Below are 22547 nucleotides of genomic sequence, written 5' to 3'. Positions count from 1 at the left end.
ATTCATGGATACATCTTGGAATCAGACAGCCAGCTTTATCGAAGGTCGGATCAGTCAGCTCAATCAAACGTCAAACGAGGCAGCAGTTAGAGCGACCTTTGCCAAAATGCGGCGAGGTTTGGGGAAATCACCGGCAGCCAGTCCTGAAAACTGGGAACTTACTCTTCAGGGAGTTCCTGAGGGTTTAACCGGCAGGGGATTGGAACCATCCTGGGGTGAGTGGGCAATTCATATATCCCTGACTCTCTATTCGTTTCACCAGCAAGGCAAGAGCCTTCAAGCGGAGTCTATGCATGAAAAGGGACAGTATTTAGGAAAAGCCCTGCAGCGGCTGATCAAGACGGATGAGGAATCTCCGCGGATAAAAAAAAGATTTGACCAACTGGTAACGGCAAATAATCTGGAGGAGATTGCTCATTATTTACGTGGAATTGTTCAATTATTGAAGGCGGAGGGATATCCGCTGGATTACAGTGCCTTAGGGCAGGATCTGTATTTATGGCAAAATCTGGCAACACGTGACGGTGTAAGGCTCAGATGGGGCCGCGATTACTATCATCGAATTTCAAAGTCAGCTTCTGACGAAAATAAAAAACAAGAAATGGAGAATTTGTAATGGAGAATCAGAAAAAAGAGAGATTGTTCGTCGACATTCATGTCCTTCAAACCGTTCCGCCCAGCTGCCTGAACCGGGATGACACAGGTAGTCCCAAAACCGCAATTTACGGGGGAACCACACGATCCAGGGTTTCCTCACAAAGTTGGAAGCATGCAATGAGAGGTCTTTTCAAAGAGAACATGCCGAAGGAAGACTTGGCCTATCGCACAAAGGAAGTCATGCAGCTGATTATTCGGGAACTGGAATCGAGGAATTATCCAGAAGACACTACAGTCGCAGCTGAGGCACTCCTAACTGCCGCAGGCATGAAATTGAAGAAAAACGCAAAAACAGGACTAATCAACCGGGATGCACTGTTCTTTATTAGTAACGCACAGGTACGGGCACTGGTTGATCTACTGCTAAGCAATTCTGATTTTCTCGAAAAGAGTTCTTCCAAAGAGTATAAAGCAATGGCACAACTGTCATTAAAGCAAAATCCAGGCATTGATATTGCTCTTTTTGGCAGAATGGTAGCAGAGGATCCTTCACTCAATACTGATGCAAGCTCTCAGGTTGCTCATGCCATTTCAACACACAGTGTCAGCACAGAATTTGATTTTTTCACTGCTGTGGATGATTTAGCGCCAGAGGACAATGCGGGAGCAGGACACATTGGAACCGTTGAGTTTAATTCTGCCACCTTGTATCGCTATGCCACGTTGGCAGTCCATGATTTAAAAAATAACCTGGGAGAGGTTTCCAAAGATGCAGTGACTCAATTCGTTCAGGCATTTGTTTACTCCATGCCAACTGGAAAGCAAAATTCATTCGCGAACAGGACATTGCCGGATGTGGTTCAAATATCATTGCGGGAAGATCAGCCAGTTAACTTTGTGGGAGCATTCGAAAAGGCAGTCCCAATAAGCAAGGAAGGGTATGTCCAGGAATCTGCACGTCGATTAGTGGCTCATGAGGATTCTTTAAGTCAAACATTTATGAAGCCTGCAATAAAAAATTTCTATGTGGGTAGCCACTTCGCTGAATCAAGACCAACTCTTTCGTTTGCACAAGCGCTGGACGAAGTAAGTAAGGTTCTATCTGAAAAAATGTCGTCTTAGGGTGATGTTTATGGAAAAAACACTATTGCTTCGTCTGGCAGGACCTTTACAGTCATGGGGGATAGGGTCCAAATATGAGGGCAGAAGACAGACGGAGCGCTACCCCACGAAAAGCGCAGTTATCGGGTTGCTCGCCAGTGCTCTTGGCCGAAAAAGAGATCAATCAGTGGATGACTTGGCTCAGCTCAAGTTTGGCGTAAGAATAGACCGTGAGGGAACTCTGATTCGTGATTTTCATACGGCAAAAGCTAATAACGGGAAGGACAGCTATATCACTAACCGCTATTATCTTTCTGATGCTTGTTTTCTGGCAGGGGTCGAAGGAAATCCGGATTTAATTCATAGGCTGGAAGAAGCTTTGAACTATCCAATGTTTCCACTGTTTCTCGGTCGGCGCTCCTGTCCGCCGGAGGGCAGAATCAATCTGGGGATCCAATCATCAAACCTCAAAGAAGCCCTTTCGAACTATCCTCCCCTTTGTCGAGGGGGGGAGTGGGATAAATTGGGTGACACAGCGGAATATCGGTTAATCATTGAGGATCATGATCTTGAAAATTGCATGTTCGTAAAGGATCAACCGGTCAGTTACAGTTTTATAAAACGTCAGCATACGTACCGAGCAATTGAGGAGCATGGTGTTATAGGTGAAATAAGGTCATTTGACGAAAAGACAATCACCACACATGATCCGATGGCAATTCTGGAGGAAGTGTAATGTTTTTATCGCGAATCCACTTAGATGTAACCAAACGTCATACACTGCAGATGATGAATTCGCCGTCTAAGATCCATGGTGCAGTCCAACAGTGCTTCCCTGGTATAAAGGAGCGGTGCTTGTGGAGAATTGACCGAATCAAAGACAACTATTATCTGTTTATATTAAGCTCATCGAAACCAGATGCTGCGTCTTTTATTGAGCGTTATTGCGAAGACAGGAATGAGGTCCAATTTAAATGTAAAGAATATGATATTCTGTTGGATCAAATTACAGACGGGCTGAGTCTTAGGTTTCGCCTTGCTGCAAATCCAGTGAAAAGCTTATCTTCAGATCAACCCAATCGCGGAAAAGTTTTGGCTCATGTGACATTTCAGCAACAGAAGGACTGGTTGTGCAGGCAAGCTGAAAGATGTGGATTCTTACTAGACCCCAATCAATTTGAAGTAATAAAAAGTGACTGGAAGAACTTCAGAAAATCAGATGGGAATAAAGTATCTCTGAAAGTGACCACCTTTGAAGGAGTTCTGACAGTAGCTAATCAGGAAAAATTTCGAGACGTACTGACACATGGAATTGGACGTGGCAAGGCCTACGGCTGCGGGCTTCTTACTGTCATGAGATCAACATGAAGAACATAGGATTGCGCAAGGCAAAATTAGCCGCTCTGCCGCAAATCAGAGATCGTTTATCATTTCTTTATGTTGAAAACTGTGTGGTGAATAAAATGGATGGGGCATTTACTGTAACGGATGCAACAGGTACAGTGCATGTCCCAGCTGCGGCACTGAGTGTCTTGCTTCTGGGCCCAGGGACTAGTATCACCCACCGGGCAATGGAGCTGCTGGGTGATACAGGTTGCCTGGCGATCTGGATGGGAGAGCATGGAGTGCGTTACTATGCACATGGCAATGGAATGACACATAATGCTGCTCTCCTCACACAGCAGGCAAAACTTGTCTCAAATTCAAAATCAAGAGTAGCTGTGGCTCGAAAAATGTATCAGATGAGATTCCCAGGAGAGGATGTGTCACATTTATCTATGCAGGAACTAAGGGGAAGAGAAGGAGCCAGAATTCGAAAAGCCTATCGAATAGCTTCAGAAACAACAGGAGTCCCATGGATTCGCAGAGACTATGATCCGAGCGATTTTGCAGGCGGGGATCCTATTAACATGGCTCTCTCGGCAGCGCATGCTTGCCTGTATGGATTGGCACATAGCGTAATTGTAGCTTTGGGATGTTCTCCGGGACTTGGATTTATCCATACTGGTCATGACAAATCGTTTGTCTACGATATAGCTGATTTGTACAAAGCAGAAGTTACAATTCCACTTGCTTTTGAAGTGGCATCGCAAAAACAGGAAGATATCGGGTCAGTCACTCGAAGACGAGTACGAGATGCATTCGCAGATCATAGACTTCTTGAGAAAATGGTTCATGACATACATGCTCTTCTGATGGATGAAACGAACAAAGAAGAAATTGTTGAAGCCACAACCCTGCACTTGTGGGATGACAAGATGGGAATCGTTAAAAATGCTACATCCTATGGGAAAGACCAGCAAAATGATAATAATGGAAGTGAAGTTGTGGAATGACAATCATTACTCTTACATCAACTCCGATTTCATTGCGTGGCGACCTTACAAAATGGTTGTTTGAAATATCAACAGGTGTCTATGTTGGAAATATCAGTGCCAGGGTCAGGGATGAGCTTTGGGATCGTATTTGCCTGTACTGTAAAGAGGGACAGGTGACAATGGTGTATAACGCAAAGAATGAGCAACGACTTGCCTTTCGGGTTCATAATACAAACTGGGAACTGACTGATTATGATGGCATAAAACTTATGAAGAAGCCGCTAAATCCCAATGAGCAAATCCCAAAATTGAAACCTGGATTTAGTAAAGCCTATCAGAACCACCAAATCCATAATCAAAGGAATGGCAAGACTCAGAAGAAATATCAGGACCCTAACTTTCCCACAACGTACGTTGTACTGGATCTTGAAACGACTGGTCTTTCAAAGGAGACTGATCAGATTCTTGAACTGGGAGCCTTGAAGATTGTGGAACTGGAGATGAAAGAACAATATACTTCGTTTATCAAAATCGACTCAGTCATTCCCGATTCTATTCAAAACCTAACGGGAATCACAAATAAAATGGTTGCCGCGAACGGGCGTAGTTTAGAATGCGTTCTTGAGGAATTTAAGCAATTTGCAGGAGACTTGACGATACTCGGTTACAATATTCCCTTTGACTATGGGTTCTTGCAGATGGCATCAAGAAGGTTGAATATCGACCCTATAAAAAATAGGTATGTTGATCTCCTCCCACTCTGCAAAAGATTCATCCAGAATGTTCCCGACTATAAATTTCAGACAATTCTTGACCACTTATTCCCCAATCAAAAACACATCCATAGAAGTTTGGAAGACTGTTTGGCAATGCACCAGGTATATATGCAACTAATAAAAATCCGTGATTTACCTAAGTAGAAAAGTAGGAAAATCAATGCTTTTTTTAGTGTGTTCCCCGCGTGTGCGGGGGTGATCCTTTCATTGAACTTAGCGACTTGCTTTCCGTCCAGTGTTCCCCGCGTGTGCGGGGGTGATCCTAGGCGCTCCTGCTTTTCCATGAATACCTCCAGGTGTTCCCCGCGTGTGCGGGGGTGATCCTCATCGGTTGGTGCTTTGTCAGTGAGCTGATCAGTGTTCCCCGCGTGTGCGGGGGTGATCCTTGATGGAAAACAGGACGCTGCTGAATCGAGCAGTGTTCCCCGCGTGTGCGGGGGTGATCCTAAAGATTCTTTCCGCAATGCCAGCAGAATCTGGTGTTCCCCGCGTGTGCGGGGGTGATCCTAAAACGGCGGGAAATCATCGGATCAATAAAAAGTGTTCCCCGCGTGTGCGGGGGTGATCCTAGTAGTTATACCTGTATCGGTTACTACACCAAGTGTTCCCCGCGTGTGCGGGGGTGATCCTGAAACTTTGGGAAGTAATGCGATTATTGGAAGGTGTTCCCCGCGTGTGCGGGGGTGATCCCTAAATTTCTGTCCCATCAGATCATCCCCATTGGTGTTCCCCGCGTGTGCGGGGGTGATCCTTGAGGCCATTTTGGAAAAGAAAGGAGAGGCGAGTGTTCCCCGCGTGTGCGGGGGTGATCCTATCTCTTGCGCTGTCTGGATTACTATTTGATGGTGTTCCCCGCGTGTGCGGGGGTGATCCGCATGGGGCGACTATCACGCAGTACCTGGTGGAGTGTTCCCCGCGTGTGCGGGGGTGATCCTGGCAGCTGCCAGACCTGCCGGCAGTGTCCAGGGTGTTCCCCGCGTGTGCGGGGGTGATCCTGCACTGGGCGGATATCTTGCGGCATTGGTTCAGTGTTCCCCGCGTGTGCGGGGGTGATCCTTAAGGAGGACTAGAAAATGAAAAAATTTATCAGTGTTCCCCGCGTGTGCGGGGGTGATCCTGACAAGCAACTAAAAAAGTTAGAAGCGATCAGGTGTTCCCCGCGTGTGCGGGGGTGATCCTAGATCGCCCTTAGTCCGTCCTCTGTATAGCTGGTGTTCCCCGCGTGTGCGGGGGTGATCCTTAAAACGCCGTTTATATGGTAGTAGTCGCACGGTGTTCCCCGCGTGTGCGGGGGTGATCCTTGACCGTCAGGGATCCATCCACGTTGTGCGCCGTGTTCCCCGCGTGTGCGGGGGTGATCCTATTAAACGAGCGGGATTATATGGATGCTTTTGGTGTTCCCCGCGTGTGCGGGGGTGATCCGTGTCTCCTACTCCATCAGCAATAGTGCCGGAGGTGTTCCCCGCGTGTGCGGGGGTGATCCCTTATCGACCAACATCGGAGAGGCCTTAAACTGGTGTTCCCCGCGTGTGCGGGGGTGATCCCAGTCTCATTACTTCCCAAAGTTTCATTCTCTTGTGTTCCCCGCGTGTGCGGGGGTGATCCTTACCCGGAAGCGATCTTCCCGACTACTACAGGGTGTTCCCCGCGTGTGCGGGGGTGATCCTCGCACAGGAACCGTATATCACCGGCACAAACGGTGTTCCCCGCGTGTGCGGGGGTGATCCCGAAAACCCGCACTATGAAGGTACGGCGATCGAGTGTTCCCCGCGTGTGCGGGGGTGATCCTTGGTGATTTATCATTGAATTGGTGGTATAGTAGTGTTCCCCGCGTGTGCGGGGGTGATCCTGATCTGCCGTTTCGGCCTTTTGGCCTCATCAGGTGTTCCCCGCGTGTGCGGGGGTGATCCTCTCCAGTGCGTTCGGGATCTCAGAAACCTTACGTGTTCCCCGCGTGTGCGGGGGTGATCCCTATAACAACAGGATGGGCAAAGCATGGAAATGGTGTTCCCCGCGTGTGCGGGGGTGATCCTTGTTCCGTCCATGGTGATAGCGATTCCGTATGGTGTTCCCCGCGTGTGCGGGGGTGATCCTTTACCAGGTTGAAAAAGATGCGATATCAGGAAGTGTTCCCCGCGTGTGCGGGGGTGATCCTCAACGAGCGGATCGCTCAGGTATGTCGCAAGCGTGTTCCCCGCGTGTGCGGGGGTGATCCTTTCTCAGTGTCTCCGGTGGCCAATCAGAACACGTGTTCCCCGCGTGTGCGGGGGTGATCCCTTTTGGGAGGCAGAAAAAATGAATTATAACGAGTGTTCCCCGCGTGTGCGGGGGTGATCCAGAATAGGCGAATCATGATTACCGTAGATAAAAGTGTTCCCCGCGTGTGCGGGGGTGATCCTTCGTCATCTTCTATTTCATCATTTTCGTATAGGGTGTTCCCCGCGTGTGCGGGGGTGATCCCGGATCGACAGCGGCTGAGGCCTGGCAGACAGTGTGTTCCCCGCGTGTGCGGGGGTGATCCTCAATCGATAATGAAACGGCAGTAAACCCATCGGTGTTCCCCGCGTGTGCGGGGGTGATCCTTGGGACAGGCCGATAAGCGCGGAGCCGACAGGGTGTTCCCCGCGTGTGCGGGGGTGATCCTCTGGACTGGCTTGTTATTGTTTTTCTTGTCGCGTGTTCCCCGCGTGTGCGGGGGTGATCCCATCGCAAACCCTGATGGTCAAAAGACGCTGAAGTGTTCCCCGCGTGTGCGGGGGTGATCCTCCGAGTAACCAGGGCTACAAGCTCGCGAGGCGGTGTTCCCCGCGTGTGCGGGGGTGATCCTGAGCAGGGCAAGACTAGCATCCTGGACGCCATGTGTTCCCCGCGTGTGCGAGGTTACTTTACTGGGAAACGATCCCGAAAAATCAATAACACAAAGAAGGCAGGGTGTTTATCCCTGCCTTCTTGCTGCATGTTATGCGGGTTTCATTGGTTGGAGCTTATTTGAGGTACTTTTCGAACCAGTTGGTGATTTCGGTGAGGCGGCGGATCCGGCCTTTGGGTTTGCCGCTGCGGGAGAGTTCGTGGGTTTCACCGTGGAAGACTGCCATGCGGGCTTCACAGCCGTGGAGCTTCAGAGCGGTGAACATCTGGAAGGCTTCGGGGATCCAGCAGCGATAGTCCTGATCGGAGTGGATGAAGAGGGTGGGGGTGGTGCACTGATCAGCGTATTTCAGGGGGGAGAGTTCCCACATCTTTTCCGGATTCTTCCAGGGCCAGGCGTCGTTTTCGTTGGGTGCAAAGAAATAGCCGATGTCGGAATTGCCAAAGAAGGACATCCAGTTGGAGATGGAGCGCTGGGATGCAGCACAGCGGAAGGCCTTGCTGTGGCCGATGATCCAGTTGGTCATGAAGCCGCCGTAGGAACCGCCGGTCACTCCGACGCGCTTTTCATCGATATCCGGATAGGTATCCAGCACTTTATCCGTGAAGTCCATCAGGTTTTCATAATCGACGGAACCGTATCGGCCGCGGATGTCGGCGAATTCATTGCCCTTGCCGTCCGAGCCCTTGGGATTGCAGAAGAAGACAAAGTAGCCAAGGTTTGCCCAGACCTGCATTTCATGATAGAAGACGGAGCCATAGGCAGTTTTGGGGCCGCCGTGAATGACCAGGATGCCCGGATATTTTTTGCCTTTTTTGTAGTCGGCCGGTTTCAGCACGAATCCATTGACGATGTCATCGCCTTCGCCGCGGGAGCGGATGGACTCAGGAATCAGAACCTGATGGTTTTTCAGGTAGTCTTCGTTAAAGCTGGTGAGCCGGACCCGGGAACGTTTCTCCACCCGGTAGAGTTCCTGCAGACCCGAAGTCTCCATTCCGACAAATACGATGGTGCCGTCACTGGATACATCAAAGGCATCCACGGAGCCCGGTTCATCCATGAGCACTTCAATCTTCCCGTGACGGTCCATCCGCTTCAGAAGGGAATCCGTGTCATTGGTTTCGACATAGTAGATCCAGCCGTCTTTCACGATCAGGGAATGACCGCCGCCGTAGCGCATGTCGGAATTAATGGAGGAGCCGATGGAGAAATCCTGGTCTTCCAGAATTGGCTGAAGCTCCAGGCTTTTCAGGTTCAGCAGGAAGAACTTGGGGTTTTCGTTCAGTCCGAAGAGTTTTCCTTCGCTGATCAGAAGAACCGCCGTTTCATCATCCAGGAACTGAGCGTCATAAATCCGGTGCTTGCCGATTTTTACCTCGCTCACTTTTTTAGCGGCGACGTCGAGAATACCCAGCTTGGATTCCAGAGCAGCAACGCCCTTGTTTTCATCGATGGTAACCAGAGCCAGCGTTTTGGCGTCATTGAGCGAAAAGTCATGGATGGACGTTTTGCCTTTATTCAGAGCGGTGATCTTCTTGGTTTTTGCATCATAAAGGCACAGGCGTCCACGTTTGCCAGCCGTAAAGCCGCCGCCGTTGCTCCAGAACGGAATCTCTTCGATGGTTTCAAAATCCTTTTCCGCTTCCCGGCGGTCCAGTTCCTTCTTTTTCTCGGCTTCATCCTTCAGGATGTGCAGGTCCTGACCCTTCAGGTCGGTGGACATGGTGAACAGGTAACGGGATTCGTCGATCCGCTCGACTTTTCCGGCTTTGGCCGGAAGCGTAATGAATTTCTCCGCCTCGCCGCCCTTGAGGTAGATGCGGTAGAGATTGGTGAAATCATCCTTCTTGGCCTGATCCTTGTCTTTTTGCTTGCGATTGGCGGAGAAAATCAGGTGGTCATTGCCGTCCCAGACAAAGCCGGTGACTTCGTCGGAGGCGGTGAGGCGCCAGCTCTCGCCCTTTTTTACATCATGGAGCCAGATGTCCGACTGATAGCCGTTCTCCTCCAGATCGGGCTGGGTTCGGATAAAGGCCAGCCAGGTGCCCGCTTCATTAAATTCCGGAGCGGATAAAAAACGAATGTCTTTCAGGTCTTCAATTAGTACTTTCTGCATGGAATACCCTCCGTACTGCTTTGCGCATGATAACTCCAGTGTACTACAAAACGGCAGTGCCGGATGCCTGCCCGGCTCAGGTTCTGTTCTGATTCAGTCGCTTTGTGATGTGTTTCACCAGACCGGAAACCCGGCCGTCTTTCGACAGCCGGGTTTCGGATCGGACGTTCTGCCGATATTTTTTGAGTTTTGACTTATTTGCTGTAGTTGTCGAAGTACCCCTGAATGTAGATGACCGGGGTGCCCTTGTCGCCCGAACCGGAGGTCAGGTCGCACAGGGAGCCGATGAGGTCGGTGAGACGGCGCGGCGTGGTCCCCTGGGATTCCATGCTGCCGGTCAGATCCGCTTCCTTGTGGTTGATGTGGTTGGCAATGGCCGCCTTGAGCTCGGTACCGGACAGGTCGCGGAAATTGTTGTCTGCCAGATACTTGATCTTGATCTCATTGGGCGTGCCTTCCAGCCCGTCGGTATAGCCGGGAGATACCACCGGATCTGCCAGTTCCCAGATGTAGCCGACAGGATCTTTGAAGGCGCCGTCTCCGTAGACCATGACTTCCGGCCGTTTGCCGGTCAGTTCATGGAGCTTGGTCTGGATGCCTTCGACCAGACGCTTGCTGTCCCGCGGGAACAGCTTGACTTCCTCTTCCGTGGACTTGTTCGAGCCCAGCAAACCGTATTCCTCATTGTAGCCATGGGCATCGGACGGTTCGCTGAGGATCTCATCCAGGGACAGAACCCGGTCGGCGCCGGCCTGAAGCAGAATCCGCTTGGTCCGCTTGCGCGTATGGATATCGCAGTTAATGACGGTTTTGGTGTAATCCAGAATGGTCTGGGCATTGTTGGCGAAGACCACTTCACACTCACAGCCTTCGCCTTCGATGATGCTCCGGTAATACTGGACATAATCGACGCCGGTGAAGGTATGCTTGGCCTGACCGAAAGCGGTCCGGAAATCCAGCTCGGACAGGACATCCGTCCACGGATTGACTCCGGATTCATCCAGCTTGTCCAGATAGATCAGGTGATTTCCGACTTCATCCGCAGGATAGGACAGCATCAGAACGATTTTTCTGACCCCCCGGGCAATGCCCTTGAGGATCATGGCAAAGCGGTTGCGCGAGAGAATGGGGAAGATGACGCCGCAGGTCTCGCCTCCGGTTTTATCCCGAACATCCCGGGCAATGTCATCCACCGAGGCGTAATTGCCCTGGGCTCTGGCAACAATGGATTCGGTCATGGCGACAATATCCCGGTCCTGCATCTGCAGGTGCTCGGACTCCAGAAAATCCATGACCAGCTTGGTGACCAGCTCGCTCAGATCGTCACCCTTGCGGATAATAGGGGCTCTGAGCCCACGTACGGTAGTTCCAACGATTCGTTCCAATGGTAGTTCCTCCTTAAGGAAAGCATATTTTCGTGATCGATCCTACAAGAACAGGATCAGACTGAGCGCCATCAGCATCATGCCCAGGACAAAGCCCAGGATAGAAAGGTGGTGCTGGCCGTATTCTTCGGCCGTGGGCAGCAGTTCATCAATCGAGATAAACACCATGATTCCGGCCACGGCGGCAAAGACAAACCCTTCCACCGTATCGTTGAGAAATGGCATCAGGATCAGATAACCCACCAGTGCGCCCAGCGGTTCGGCCAGGCCGGACAGAAATGAGTAGAGGAAGGCCTTGCGCCGGGAGCCCGTCGCGAAGTAGATCGGTACCGAAACCGAAATTCCTTCCGGAATGTTATGGATCGCAATCGCCACCACAATCGGAATGGCCAGAGTCGGATTATCCAGGGCTGTAATAAAGGTGGCCAGACCTTCCGGGAAGTTGTGGATTCCGATGGCCAGGGCCGTGAATACGCCAGTGCGCATCAGGCTGCTCTTGGAATGACGCTGGCTTTCGTGATGCTCCATGAACGAAGCCGGATCTTTGATTTCATGAGGGTTTTCTTCTTCCGGAATCAGCTGGTCGATGACGGCAATCAGGGCGATGCCGACAAAGAAGCCAATTACCGTAAGGGTTGTCGCTGTTTTCGGACTGCGGCCGTGACTCAGGGAATCCAGCGCTTTGGGAAATATTTCCATGAATGAGACATAAACCATGACTCCGGCGGAAAATCCCAGACTAAGCGACAGAAACTTCGTGTTCGTTTTTCTCGATAACAATGCAATCAGACTTCCAAAGCCGGTGGCCAAACCAGCCAGAGAAGTCAGTAAGAATGCGAGCAGAATATTTTTTTCCATCGTTTATACTCCTTCTGCTTCCATTTTACACGCCCAGTCCCTGGGACACAATATCACCCGGGGACTCACGGCAGACGTTCCCGCCTGGGACATGCGAAAAAATCAAGGAATCCGCATCAAATTGTCGCCGGATGCTTGAGGATTCGCTCCCGGCCGGACCGGACAAATTGCCCAGGCAAGGAAGCGGGGAGTATAATGGAAGCAATCAGAAAAGGAAGGGGCACAGAACCGGAAGCAGCCGGATCCAGGGGACGGTTGTCAGGGGTTTCCAGGTGACGGCCGCCTCGAAACGATCCAGGGGAATAAGGGGCGCAAGCCCAACGGAGGAATGAAAATGGAAAGACAATGGTGGAAAGAGGCGGTAGTCTATCAGATCTACCCGAGAAGTTTTCAGGACAGCAACGGTGACGGCATCGGGGATCTGGCCGGAATCAGTTCCCGGCTGGATTATCTTAAGCATCTGGGGGTGGATGTCCTTTGGATTTCCCCCTTCTTCAAGTCGCCCAACGATGACAACGGCTATGACATCAGCGATTACCGGGAGATTATGACGGAGTTCGGCACGATGGCGGAGTTTGATGAGCTGGTGGCCGGCATTCATGCCCGCGGCATGAAGCTGGTCATGGATCTGGTCGTCAACCACTCCTCGGATGAGCATGCCTGGTTTCAGGCATCCCGCCAATCCAGAACCAACCCCTGGGCTGATTACTACATCTGGAAAGATCCCCGGCCCGAGGGCGGTCCCCCCAACGACTGGAAGTCGATCTTCTCCGGATCAGCCTGGGAGTATGTTCCCGAACGCGGTCAGTATTATCTCCACCTCTTCTCCCCAAAACAGCCGGACCTGAACTGGGACAATCCCGCGGTGCGCCGGGAAATCCATGAGATGATGAAATTCTGGCTGGACAAGGGAGTGGACGGCTTCCGCATGGATGTCATCAACCTGATCTCCAAGGCCTTTGCCGCCGACCCCGAGGGGGAGGATCTCTACTTCCAGGGACCGCGCCTGCATGAGTACCTGCAGGAAATGAACCGGAACGTACTGGCGGGACGAAATCTTCTCACCGTCGGCGAATGCCCCGGAGCGAGCCCGGAGGATGCCATTGACTTTACCTCACCCGAACGGGGAGAACTGACCATGATCTTTACCTTCGAGCACATGGATCTGGACAGCGGCCCCGGCGGCAAGTGGGACTTCAGGGAGTTTGCGATGCCTGCTCTGCGGGAGAATCTGTCCCGGTGGCAGCTCAGCCTGCACGAACGGGGCTGGAATTCCCTGTACCTGAACAACCACGATCAGCCCCGCATGGTCTCCCGCTTCGGCGACGACCGCCGCTACCCCAAAGAATCCGCCAAGCTGCTGGCTCATGTCGTCCATTTCCTGGAAGGTACCCCTTACATCTACCAGGGGGAGGAGCTGGGCATGACCAATCTGAACATCGAGGGCCTGGACGATCTGCGCGACCTGGAATCCATCAACGCCTGGCATGACCTGGTGGAAGCCCGCTCGCTTTTTACGCCGGAGCACATGATGGAAGCCATCCGGCGCAAGGGGCGAGACAACGCCCGCACGCCCATGCAGTGGGACGACTCCCCCCAGGCCGGCTTTACCACCGGACAGCCCTGGATTCGGGTGAATCCGAATTATCAGTGGATCAACGCCGCCCAGCAGCTGTCCGACCCCGATTCCGTGCTGCAGTATTACCGCCGGATTCTGTCCCTGCGCCGGGAGCTCCCGGTCATGGTCTACGGCCGGTTTGAGCCCCTGTTCCCGGATCACCCCAGTCTGTTTGCCTGGGAACGCATTCTGGGAGAGGAACGGCTGATTGTGGTGAACAACTTCTCCGCCGAGCCCACTCCCGTGGATCTGTCAAGCATTGCCCGGCAAGGCGAATTTGAACTGTTCCTGGCCAATTACTCTGATTTCAGGCTGTCCCCGGAGGGGCGGTATGAACTGCGGCCCTATGAAGGCTTCGTCCTGTATAACGAAGCCCATGAACGGGAGGATCAGGATGTATCGGGTCGCTGATTTTCCGCAGGCCATTCAGGATTACATGGTGCGGCAGCGGCGTCATTTTCACGCCCATCCCGAACTCTCGCTGAAGGAAGAGCGCACCAGGGACCATATCCTGGCGCAGCTGGACGCCATGGGCATCGCCTGGCAGATCGTGGGACTCACCGGCGTGCTGGCCAATCTGAGCGGAGACCGGCCCGGACTGACGACTCTGATCCGGTGTGAGATGGATGCGCTGCCCCTGACCGAAGAAACCGGACTGCCCTTTGCCTCGCAGGAAGCCGGTGTCATGCATGCCTGCGGCCATGACGGCCACATGGCCATCGTGCTGGGCTTGATCAAATACCTGGCGGAGAAACGGGTTTCCTTCTCCGGTAAAGTGCTGTTTCTGTTTCAGCCCGGGGAAGAGATCGGCAAGGGAGCCAAGCTGGTGCTGGAGGACATGGAGCGCCTGGGCATCGAACCGGATGAAGCCATCAGCGTCCATACCGGTTCCGAACTGAAACTTGGCCTGATTTCCGTCCCGTCCCGCGCCGTCATGGCCGGAACCCGGACTATGAAGGCATTGATCAGGGGGCAGGGCGGCCACGCTTCCCGACCGGATCAGACGATTGATCCCATCAATGCGATGGTCAGTTTTCTGTCCGAAGCCCAGCGCCTGAAGGACCGGACCATCTCCCCCTTTGAGGAAGCTATTCTGTCCTTCACCGGCGTTCATGCCGGCACGAAAACCAACATCGTGCCAGAAACCTGCGAAATCTGGGCTTCCATGCGCTTTTTCAACGACCGGGTCGGCGATCAGCTGCGGGACATCCTGGAACGGACCGCCCGGGCCGTCATCGAAGCCACCGGCGTTGACATCGATCTGGTGTTTTCACCCGGACTGCCCCCGGTCTGGAATGACGAAGCCGTCACCAGAAAATGCCGGGCCGCTGCCCGGGCCACCTTCGGTAACGACAACGTCCAGGAAAACGAACGCATCATGGCTTCCGACGACTTCGGCAAACTCCTCCAGCGCTGGCCCGGCTGCTATGCCTTTGCCGGAGCGGGCAGCGAAATCACCGGCATCTACCCCGGCCACTCCCCTAAATATAATGTGGACGAGCGGGTCTATCCCTACATCGTGACTTACTACCTCAATTACCTGACGTCCCAGCCGGATCAGGCAGTGATTTCTTCCGACTGAACAGGGTCAGCATAAAAGGACCAGCATAAAAGGACCAGCATAACTGATCAGCAGAACAGGATCAGCAGAACAGGATCCACATCATATGAAGAACAAACCCCGGACCGGTCTCAGTGGAGACCGTCCGGGGTTTTCGTCCGCTCGTCGAACAATCAGTCTCGGAATATGCAGCGGGAGCAGTGGAGGAAACTGCCGGAAATGAGCGAAATTTCGTTATGACCTGGTGTTATATTGCATAAGTGGCAATCCGGGGAATCGGAGAAGGGGTGTGAAGTCGTTTTCCCTTGATCTGCAAGGATATTTTTGATAATTCGGCGATAAGAGGGTTGACAGAAGAAAAAGCGATAGGGTATATTATTAACAATAAATGAATAAATATACAGACTAAGACGAGAAGAGTAGCCAGGGGTGATTCAGACAGCGAGTCCCGTGGGTGGAAGGGGATATGGAATTTCCTGGCGAACAGAGCCTCCGAGTCGTGCCGCTGAAATTGATGAGGCGGCGACGGGATGTCCCGTTACCGATTGAATAATTGCATAAATATGTAATTATAAGTGAGGCCGGAATCCTCTGGAATCCGGTGAATTAGGATGGTACCACGAGAGAGCTGCTCGTTCCTGAATCGATGATTCGGAACGGCTTTTTTAATTGAAGCAAACAAAAGAGGAGAATGAAAATGAAGATTGTGAATTCCTGGAATGATTTTGATCCCTTGAAGCATGTGATTGTGGGGCGGGCGGACAACTGCTGCATTTCCCCGTCGGAACCCGCTTCCAAAGCCAAAGTGCCGCTGGACAGCCCGATGCGCGGCATGACCGGACCCAGACCGCTGGCCACCGTGGAAAAAGCCAACGAACAGCTGGAAGGCCTGGTCAAGCTGCTGGAGAGCCGCGGCGTCAAAGTGGACCGGCCCGATGCCCTGCAGTGGAATCAGGCGGTGGTGACGCCGCATTTCATGATCGGCAGCATGTTCGGCTGCATGCCCCCGCGGGATGTGCTCCTGACCATTGGCAGCGACATCATCTCAGCCCCGATGTCCTTCCGTTCCCGGTATTTTGAATTCTATGCCTATTCCCGGATTCAGAGAGAGTACTTCGACAAGGATCCGAACTTCCGCTGGATCGCCGCTCCCCGCCCGGAACTGTCGGACGCTTCCTACGACATGCATTACTTCGATGATGAAGTCACCGAGGAAATTCTGCTGGAGCGGACCGCAAAGCTCCATATGGTCACCAAGGAGCATGAGATCCTGTTTGACGCCGCCGACGTGCTCCGCCTGGGCAAGGACCTGTTTGTCCAGCATGGCCTGACCACCAACCGCAAGGGCATGGAGTGGCTGCGCCGGATGTACCCGGACATGAGAGTTCATGCGGTGAACTTCCCCGGCGATCCGTACCCGATCCATATTGATGCCACGTTCGTACCGCTTCGTCCGGGTCTGATCCTGAACAATCCCGTTCGGAAACTGCCCAAGGAACAGCGGAAGATCTTCGAAGCCAACGGCTGGGAGATTGTGGACGCTGCTCAGCCGGCCCACAGCCAGCCACCTGAACTGTGCTACTCCAGCGTCTGGCTGTCAATGAACTGCCTGGTTCTGGATCACAAGACCGTCATCGTCGAAGCCAGTGAAACCGCTCAGCAGGAGCAGATGGACAAGCTCGGCATGAACGTGATCCCACTGCCCTTCCGCGATGCCTATGCCTTTGGCGGCGGATTGCACTGCGCCACGGCGGATGTATACCGCGAAGGCGTCTGTCAGGATTACTTCCCCCATCAGGTGGAGGATCCCACCCTGGTATCGTTCCAGGAAAAATAAACCCGGCCGGATGACAAACGGACCGCGCCGGAATCATGTGAACAAAAGAAAAGCTCAACGGAGAAAGGAGATTCTTATTATGTCAGGTTCATGGACTATGATTTCATTTTTGATTGGCTGCGGACTGCTTCTGGTCATTCCGACCCTGGTCACGATCTACAGTGAGTGGATGGCACACCACGGAGGAACCCATGTGGTTTAACTGGACCGTTTTGGTGGTCACGGCCATCGTTCTGATCGGAGTGGGTGCCTGGTCCGGCCGCCAGATTAAGGGAGCGGCTGCCGAAGGCGCCGGCTTCCTTCTGGGCGGCCGCCAGATCGGCCCCTTCATCGGCGCCGGCACCCTCATTGCCACGGGCTACAGCGGCTGGGGCTTCATCGGCTCCCCCGGCACGGCCTACCGCTATGGTACTGTCGAGATTCTGGCTAATTTCCTCTTCGCCCCAGCCATTGTCTTCGGCACCATGCTGTTTGCCGGATTCATGCGCCGGCGGGCCGAGCGCAGCGGCGGTCTGACGATCCCGGAGTACCTGGCCAACAGCCATCGCGGGACCCCCGGTCAGCGGCGCCTGGTCCATTTCATTGCCGGCTTTGCCACCTTTCTGTTCCTCTCGGTCTATCTCATCGGTCAGATCCGGGCCATCGGCCTGGTGGCGTCGCAATGGCTCGGAATCCCCGAAGTAGCCGCCTCCATGCTCCTGATGCTCCTGATCACCGTGTTCACGATCCAGGGAGGCCTGCTGGCCGTCGCCCTGACGGACACCCTGATGTGCATCGGCATGCTCATTGCCACAGTCATTGTCGCTGCCGTCATGCTCAGCCATGTCAGTCCGACGGATCTCCTGGCCGGCCTGAGCCGGATCGATCCGGAGCTGGTCAATCCCACAACTTCCGTACCCTATGGCAAAAGCCAGCTCAGCGTATTTCTGGTATTCATCTACGCGCTGCTCTTCACCACAACGCTTCCCTACATGTCGGTGCGATTTCTCTCCCTGAAGGAAGACATCAAGATTCACCGGATGGCTCTGTACATGGCCCCCATGGGCGTCATCCTCAGCCTGATCCCCCTGGTCGGCCTGTTCATGCGCCAGCAGGGCTACGTGCTGGCCGATCCCGACAGCGCTATGCCGGTTTTTCTCAATACCTATCTGCCCCCAGCCATTGGCGGGGTGATCACGCTGTTTATCCTCTTTGCCATGCTGTCGACCATCAGCTCGGTGCTGCAGACCCTGGCTTCGGCGCTGTCCTATGATATGACTGTTTCCCTGACGAATCGCCAGGAGAACGTGTCGCTCCGGATGAACCGGATTATGGTCGGGCTGACCACCGCCTGGGGATTGTTCCTGACCTTTGTTGCCCCCGCCGGCATGCTCAATCAGATCGCCTACATCGGAACCGGCGGCCTCATCGCTATGCTGGTCGGACCCACCATCATGTCCAGCCTTGTCGAGGGCGACCTGCGCGCCTGTCTCGGTTCCATGAGTGCCGGACTCCTGGCTCAGATCCTCCTGGTCCTGCGCTTCAATGTCGGCTGGGTAGAAGCTCCGATCCTGGCCGGACTGGCCGGATCCGCCGTATACATCGTTCTGGCACTGGCGGCCAACGGCGGCCATCGCAAGCCTCAGCCCGCACCGGTGAACTAGCGCTCATTCCCCACCGGACACTTCGACCGCAAAGCCAGAGCGAATGAAGCACAACAAAAAGCACTGCTTCCGTCCAAAGACGGAAACAGTGCTTTTCTTATGGGGGAGAGGAGGTGAGAACTCGAAGGGGATACGGAAAGGTTGAATTAGTGGATCCTTTCGGATGCCTTTCTGTTTTTTATCCGAGCAGCCTCTCCACCGGTTTCTTCATGCTGTCGGGCTCTGCGGCCAATCCATGTTGTCATTCCCTGATGAGCTGCACCATGCGGTCATGCGTTCCCTTGCAGGGTCTGCCCTGCCGGAATCCTGAAAATGGGGGGTGTAAGCAGTGTTGAGGAGGAGTGTGGTGAAGTGAGCAGTTACGGAAGGACGTAAACTTCCTGATTTTTATCAATTGTACTAAAAATCTGTGGCTGTTCGCCACTGGATCTATTTGGTAACCGGTCCGGCTGCCCTCTGGCTCGGGGCCGATTCGTCGGTTACTGCCTGTCGCTGTAGAGCCGTTCGACTTCCTTCCAGTTCACAACGTTCCAGAAGGCCTTGATGTAGTCCGGACGTCTGTTCTGGTAGTTCAGGTAGTAAGCGTGTTCCCAGACATCCAGGCCCAGCAGCGGGTGTTTGCCCAACGACAGGGGACTGTCCTGATTGGGGGTGGAGAGGATCTCCAGCTCGCCGCCGTCATTTCGTACCAGCCAGGCCCAGCCGGAACCGAATCGGCCTGCCGCGGCATTGCCGAACTCTTCCTTGAAGGAATCGAAGGAACCAAACTTCTGCCGGATGGCTTCGGCCAGATCGCCGGACGGCTCACCGCCCTGATTGGGTCCGATCACTTTCCAGAAGAAGGCGTGGTTGACATGACCGCCGCCGTTGTTGCGAATCTGAGTCTTAATATCATCCGGTGCATCCAGCTGATCCAGGTTCCGGATCAGTTCCTTCACCGCTTCGTCGTCATATTCATCGGCGGCCTTGCCGGAGTTCCACTTGTCCAGTGCTGCCACCAGTTTATCGATGTAAGCCTGATGGTGCTTGGTGTGGTGGATTTCCATAGTTTTGGCGTCAATGTGGGGTTCCAGTGCGTCATAAGCATATTCTAATTCAGGTAATTTGATCATGTGTCATTCTCTCCTTTAGTGGTTTGATCCATCGCCAGTCCCCGGATCCGACGACCCGAAGTCCGATGGACTGTTTCATTCATTAGCTTCATTATAGACAACTGATAAGGATTATCAATTAACTGCCTGTGAATAAACCGTGAAGGTTCCGGATGGCCGGCCGCACGCCCGATTGCGATTCATCGACCCCTAGTTGTCCGCACTGCTCCATCGGAAAGAGAACAGGCTGCCTGAGGCAGCCTGTTCGAGCAGGATCGGGTATTTCCTAGAAACAGGAATCCCCATGATTCGGGTATCCCCATGATTCGGGTATCATGGGGATTCGGTGCTATTCCGTAATTCGGTCATTCTGTGATCGTTTCTCTTTGAGGTGAAATCAGGTTACTTAACCTTGCGATCCCAGAACCGGTGATTTGCCAGCAGCTCGATGAACGCGGCTGAGTCGAGGGGGTCGCCGGTCAGAACGCCGGGTTCTTCCAGGGAGACTTCCTGCGGAATCCAGTCCGCGATGGCGGAGTGGACGGCAAGGGGCTTGAAGTGCTGGAAGGTATCCTTGACGAAATCTTCGAAATGGGGGAGGAAGCTCGGATCCTTGACGGGTTTTCCGCCCAGGAAGATTCCGGCGTCATACAGGACAGCTGCCGCGGTCAGGTGGCTTTTCTTCGCTTGTGCGGTCCCATCGCTTCCCTGGATGGTGCCGATTCTGGCGGAGACAATTTCCGGAACCGCTTTGGCTTGTTTCAGGGTGCTTTCCAGGTCCTTCAGCTGCGCCGAATCGAAGCCATCGGTGATCCAGACGGCAACTTTCAGGGTATCCGTCTTTTTAACGGTATGTTCCTGACTGAGGGCCGGGGATACTTTTTCGTAGGAGGTGCCCTTGGTTTTCACGGTCTTAGTTCCGATTTTTTCAGCCACGGCTTTTGCCAGCGGGAGGTCAATCTCACACAGCATTTCGGTGATCTGCTGCCGTACATCCGGCGATTCCACCATCTGAAGCTCAAAGATGAAGGCATCCCGCAGGTGCTCCTGCTCCACCTTTGACAGGGACCGATAGAACATCACGGCCTGGGAATAGAAATCCTTAAAGCTCTCGCTGCGGCTGCGCACCTTGCGCCCCTCCACCTTTTCCTGGTAGTGGACAAATCCGCCCTGATCCCCGGGAACCGGGACAGGAGCATTGGCATTGAGCGAATTGCGGTGATAGCTGGTCTGACCCCGATGGATCTCCATCTGGTGGTAGCCGTCCCGCTGATTGTTTCGAATGGGGACAACCGGACGATTGATCGGAATCTGATGGAAATTCGGACCGCCCAGCCGGATCAGCTGCGTGTCGGTGTAGGAGAACAGCCGCCCTTGCAGCAGCGGGTCGTTGGTAAAGTCAATGCCTGGCACCAGGTGTCCCGGGTGGAAGGCGGACTGCTCGGTTTCGGCAAAGAAATTGTCCACATTCCGATTTAAGGTCATCCGGCCGATGATCCGGACCGGAACGTCCTCCTCCGGCCACAGCTTGGTCGGATCCAGAATGTCGAAGTCCAGGGATAACTCGTCCTGTTCGGGCAGGAGCTGAACCCCGAGTTCCCATTCCGGGAAGGCGCCCTGGTTGATGGCATCGGTGAGGTCGCGCCGGTGGAAATCCGGATCCTTGCCGTTGGTTTTCTGGGCTTCGTCCCAGACCTTGGAATGGACGCCCAGCAGCGGTTTCCAGTGGTATTTGACAAAATGCGCCTCTCCCCGCTCATTGATCCAGCGGAAGGTATGGATGCCAAAGCCCTCCATCATTCGCAGGGAGCGCGGAATCGCCCGATCCGACATGGACCACATCATCTGATGAGCGCTTTCCCGATTATTGGCGATGAAATCCCAGAACGTATCGTGAGCCGAGGATGCCTGGGGCATCTCATGATGAGGTTCCGGCTTGACCGCGTGAATCAGGTCCGGGAACTTGATCGCATCCTGAATAAAGAAGACCGGCATATTGTTGCCCACCAGGTCGTAATTCCCTTCCTGAGTATAGAACTTCACCGCAAAGCCGCGCACATCCCGCACATTGTCTGCCGAGCCGCGGGACCCTGCCACCGTGGAGAACCGGGCAAACACCGGCGTTTCCAGACCGGCCTCCGACAGGAAATTGGCCCGGGTAAATTCCTTCATCGATTCATAGACCGTGAAGACACCATGAGCTCCGGTGCCCCGGGCATGCACGATCCGTTCGGGAATCCGCTCATGGTCAAAGTGGGTGATTTTCTCACGGAAATGGAAGTCCTCCATCAAGGTCGGACCCCGGTCACCGGCCGTCAGGGAGAATTCATCCTCCGAGACCTTCAAGCCCTGATTGGTCGTCATTTCGGTGCCTTCCGATTCCACTCTCACCTGGTCCAGCTGAGCCTGCTTCTCATTGCTCATGGAATCAGCTTTCGTCGGATTCATCCGGGCATCCGGCTTCTTTGCTTCCGGTGACTTTTTTGGTGTTGAACTCTTTGCCTCTGCTTTTTTTGAACTTGCTTTTCTGGCCATACTTTCCCTCCGTAAACGTTGTTATCTCCATCATACAAACTCCGAACAGTGGGATGGATTATTTTTGCATTGTTCATAAGCCGTTCGAGAAACCTTCAAGGAATCCCCGATTTATGAATCGGAAGTAACAGAAGTTAAGGAAGGATTTCCGAACGGGCGGCATCCGATCCCGGGACCAGGCAAATTGGATCGGGAGGTCCCCATCCCGAGTCGGGGCAGGCCGCCTTGAAGTGAAACCCGGC

The 22547-nt window shown here is 53.5% G+C and carries 16 protein-coding genes, 1 CRISPR repeat array and 1 other annotated feature; of the genes, 11 read left to right on the top strand and 5 right to left on the bottom strand.

The genetic code is table 11. The annotated features are described in order from the left end of the window. The first annotated feature begins 4 nt into the window (after positions 1-4). From casB to cas2e, 6 genes are read left to right on the top strand one after another with little or no spacing between them, the layout of a single operon-like run. Positions 5-616: a type I-E CRISPR-associated protein Cse2/CasB gene (gene casB / locus P6M73_RS16365; protein ID WP_277854079.1), complete on the top strand. Its 612-nt coding sequence runs from the start codon at positions 5-7 to the stop codon at positions 614-616. Then, positions 616-1719, top strand: a complete 1104-nt coding sequence (gene cas7e / locus P6M73_RS16360; RefSeq protein ID WP_277854078.1) for a type I-E CRISPR-associated protein Cas7/Cse4/CasC — start codon at positions 616-618, stop codon at positions 1717-1719. The genes casB and cas7e overlap by 1 nt, the downstream gene beginning before the upstream one ends. 10 nt (positions 1720-1729) lie before the next feature. Continuing rightward, positions 1730-2434 (top strand): type I-E CRISPR-associated protein Cas5/CasD, encoded by a 705-nt coding sequence (gene cas5e / locus P6M73_RS16355; RefSeq protein ID WP_277854077.1) that lies wholly within the window; start codon positions 1730-1732, stop codon positions 2432-2434. After that, the gene (gene cas6e, locus P6M73_RS16350) at positions 2434-3066 is read left to right on the top strand and encodes a type I-E CRISPR-associated protein Cas6/Cse3/CasE (protein ID WP_347276303.1); all 633 of its coding nucleotides are present in this window, start codon (positions 2434-2436) and stop codon (positions 3064-3066) included. The genes cas5e and cas6e overlap by 1 nt, the downstream gene beginning before the upstream one ends. Next, the gene (gene cas1e / locus P6M73_RS16345) at positions 3063-4034 is read left to right on the top strand and encodes a type I-E CRISPR-associated endonuclease Cas1e (protein ID WP_277854076.1); all 972 of its coding nucleotides are present in this window, start codon (positions 3063-3065) and stop codon (positions 4032-4034) included. Before cas6e ends, cas1e begins: the two co-directional genes overlap by 4 nt. Then, positions 4031-4936: a type I-E CRISPR-associated endoribonuclease Cas2e gene (cas2e, locus tag P6M73_RS16340; protein WP_277854075.1), complete on the top strand. Its 906-nt coding sequence runs from the start codon at positions 4031-4033 to the stop codon at positions 4934-4936. The genes cas1e and cas2e overlap by 4 nt, the downstream gene beginning before the upstream one ends. Before the next feature lie 30 nt (positions 4937-4966). Beyond that, positions 4967-7618: direct repeats of the CRISPR family, unit length 28 nt; unit sequence GTGTTCCCCGCGTGTGCGGGGGTGATCC. 158 nt (positions 7619-7776) lie between these two features. Here cas2e and P6M73_RS16335 read toward each other — a convergent pair. The 3 genes from P6M73_RS16335 to zupT form a co-directional block, all read right to left on the bottom strand. After that, positions 7777-9777: an alpha/beta hydrolase family protein gene (locus tag P6M73_RS16335; RefSeq protein WP_277854074.1), complete on the bottom strand. Its 2001-nt coding sequence runs from the start codon at positions 9775-9777 to the stop codon at positions 7777-7779. A 194-nt stretch (positions 9778-9971) separates the two neighbouring features. Next, on the bottom strand, positions 9972-11162 hold the full coding sequence (locus P6M73_RS16330; protein ID WP_277854073.1) for a coenzyme F420-0:L-glutamate ligase: 1191 nt from the start codon (positions 11160-11162) through the stop codon (positions 9972-9974). A 42-nt stretch (positions 11163-11204) separates the two neighbouring features. Then, positions 11205-12020 carry a zinc transporter ZupT gene (gene zupT, locus P6M73_RS16325; RefSeq protein WP_277854072.1) on the bottom strand — a complete coding sequence of 272 codons (816 nt, stop codon included), beginning with the start codon at positions 12018-12020 and terminating at the stop codon, positions 11205-11207. A 334-nt stretch (positions 12021-12354) separates the two neighbouring features. Between zupT and P6M73_RS16320 the strand changes: the two genes are divergently transcribed. From P6M73_RS16320 to P6M73_RS16300, 5 genes are all read left to right on the top strand, one after another. Continuing rightward, positions 12355-14049 (top strand): glycoside hydrolase family 13 protein, encoded by a 1695-nt coding sequence (locus P6M73_RS16320; protein WP_277854071.1) that lies wholly within the window; start codon positions 12355-12357, stop codon positions 14047-14049. Beyond that, entirely contained in the window at positions 14033-15220 is a 1188-nt protein-coding gene (locus tag P6M73_RS16315; protein WP_277854070.1) for a M20 metallopeptidase family protein, read from the top strand. Before P6M73_RS16320 ends, P6M73_RS16315 begins: the two co-directional genes overlap by 17 nt. A 377-nt stretch (positions 15221-15597) precedes the next feature. Beyond that, positions 15598-15842: a binding site (T-box leader), on the top strand. 54 nt (positions 15843-15896) lie between these two features. Next, positions 15897-17036, top strand: a complete 1140-nt coding sequence (locus P6M73_RS16310) for a serine/threonine protein kinase (RefSeq protein WP_277854069.1) — start codon at positions 15897-15899, stop codon at positions 17034-17036. A gap of 79 nt (positions 17037-17115) precedes the next feature. After that, entirely contained in the window at positions 17116-17238 is a 123-nt protein-coding gene (locus P6M73_RS16305; RefSeq protein WP_277854068.1) for a hypothetical protein, read from the top strand. Further along, complete coding sequence (locus P6M73_RS16300) at positions 17228-18679, top strand: sodium:solute symporter family protein (RefSeq protein WP_277854067.1); 1452 nt, start codon at positions 17228-17230, stop codon at positions 18677-18679. Before P6M73_RS16305 ends, P6M73_RS16300 begins: the two co-directional genes overlap by 11 nt. Positions 18680-19158: 479 nt before the next feature. On the opposite strand, the gene P6M73_RS16295 is transcribed toward P6M73_RS16300, so the two are convergent. Continuing rightward, entirely contained in the window at positions 19159-19791 is a 633-nt protein-coding gene (locus P6M73_RS16295) for a superoxide dismutase (protein ID WP_277854066.1), read from the bottom strand. A 381-nt stretch (positions 19792-20172) separates the two neighbouring features. Next, positions 20173-22305 (bottom strand): catalase, encoded by a 2133-nt coding sequence (locus tag P6M73_RS16290; protein WP_347276302.1) that lies wholly within the window; start codon positions 22303-22305, stop codon positions 20173-20175. Between the last annotated feature and the right edge of the window lie 242 nt (positions 22306-22547).

It is taken from the genome of Anaerococcoides asporogena (genome assembly GCF_029590275.1).
In the GTDB taxonomy this organism is placed as follows: domain Bacteria; phylum Bacillota; class Clostridia; order Clostridiales; family Clostridiaceae; genus JG1575.
This window is presented reverse-complemented; position numbering and strand designations above follow the sequence as displayed.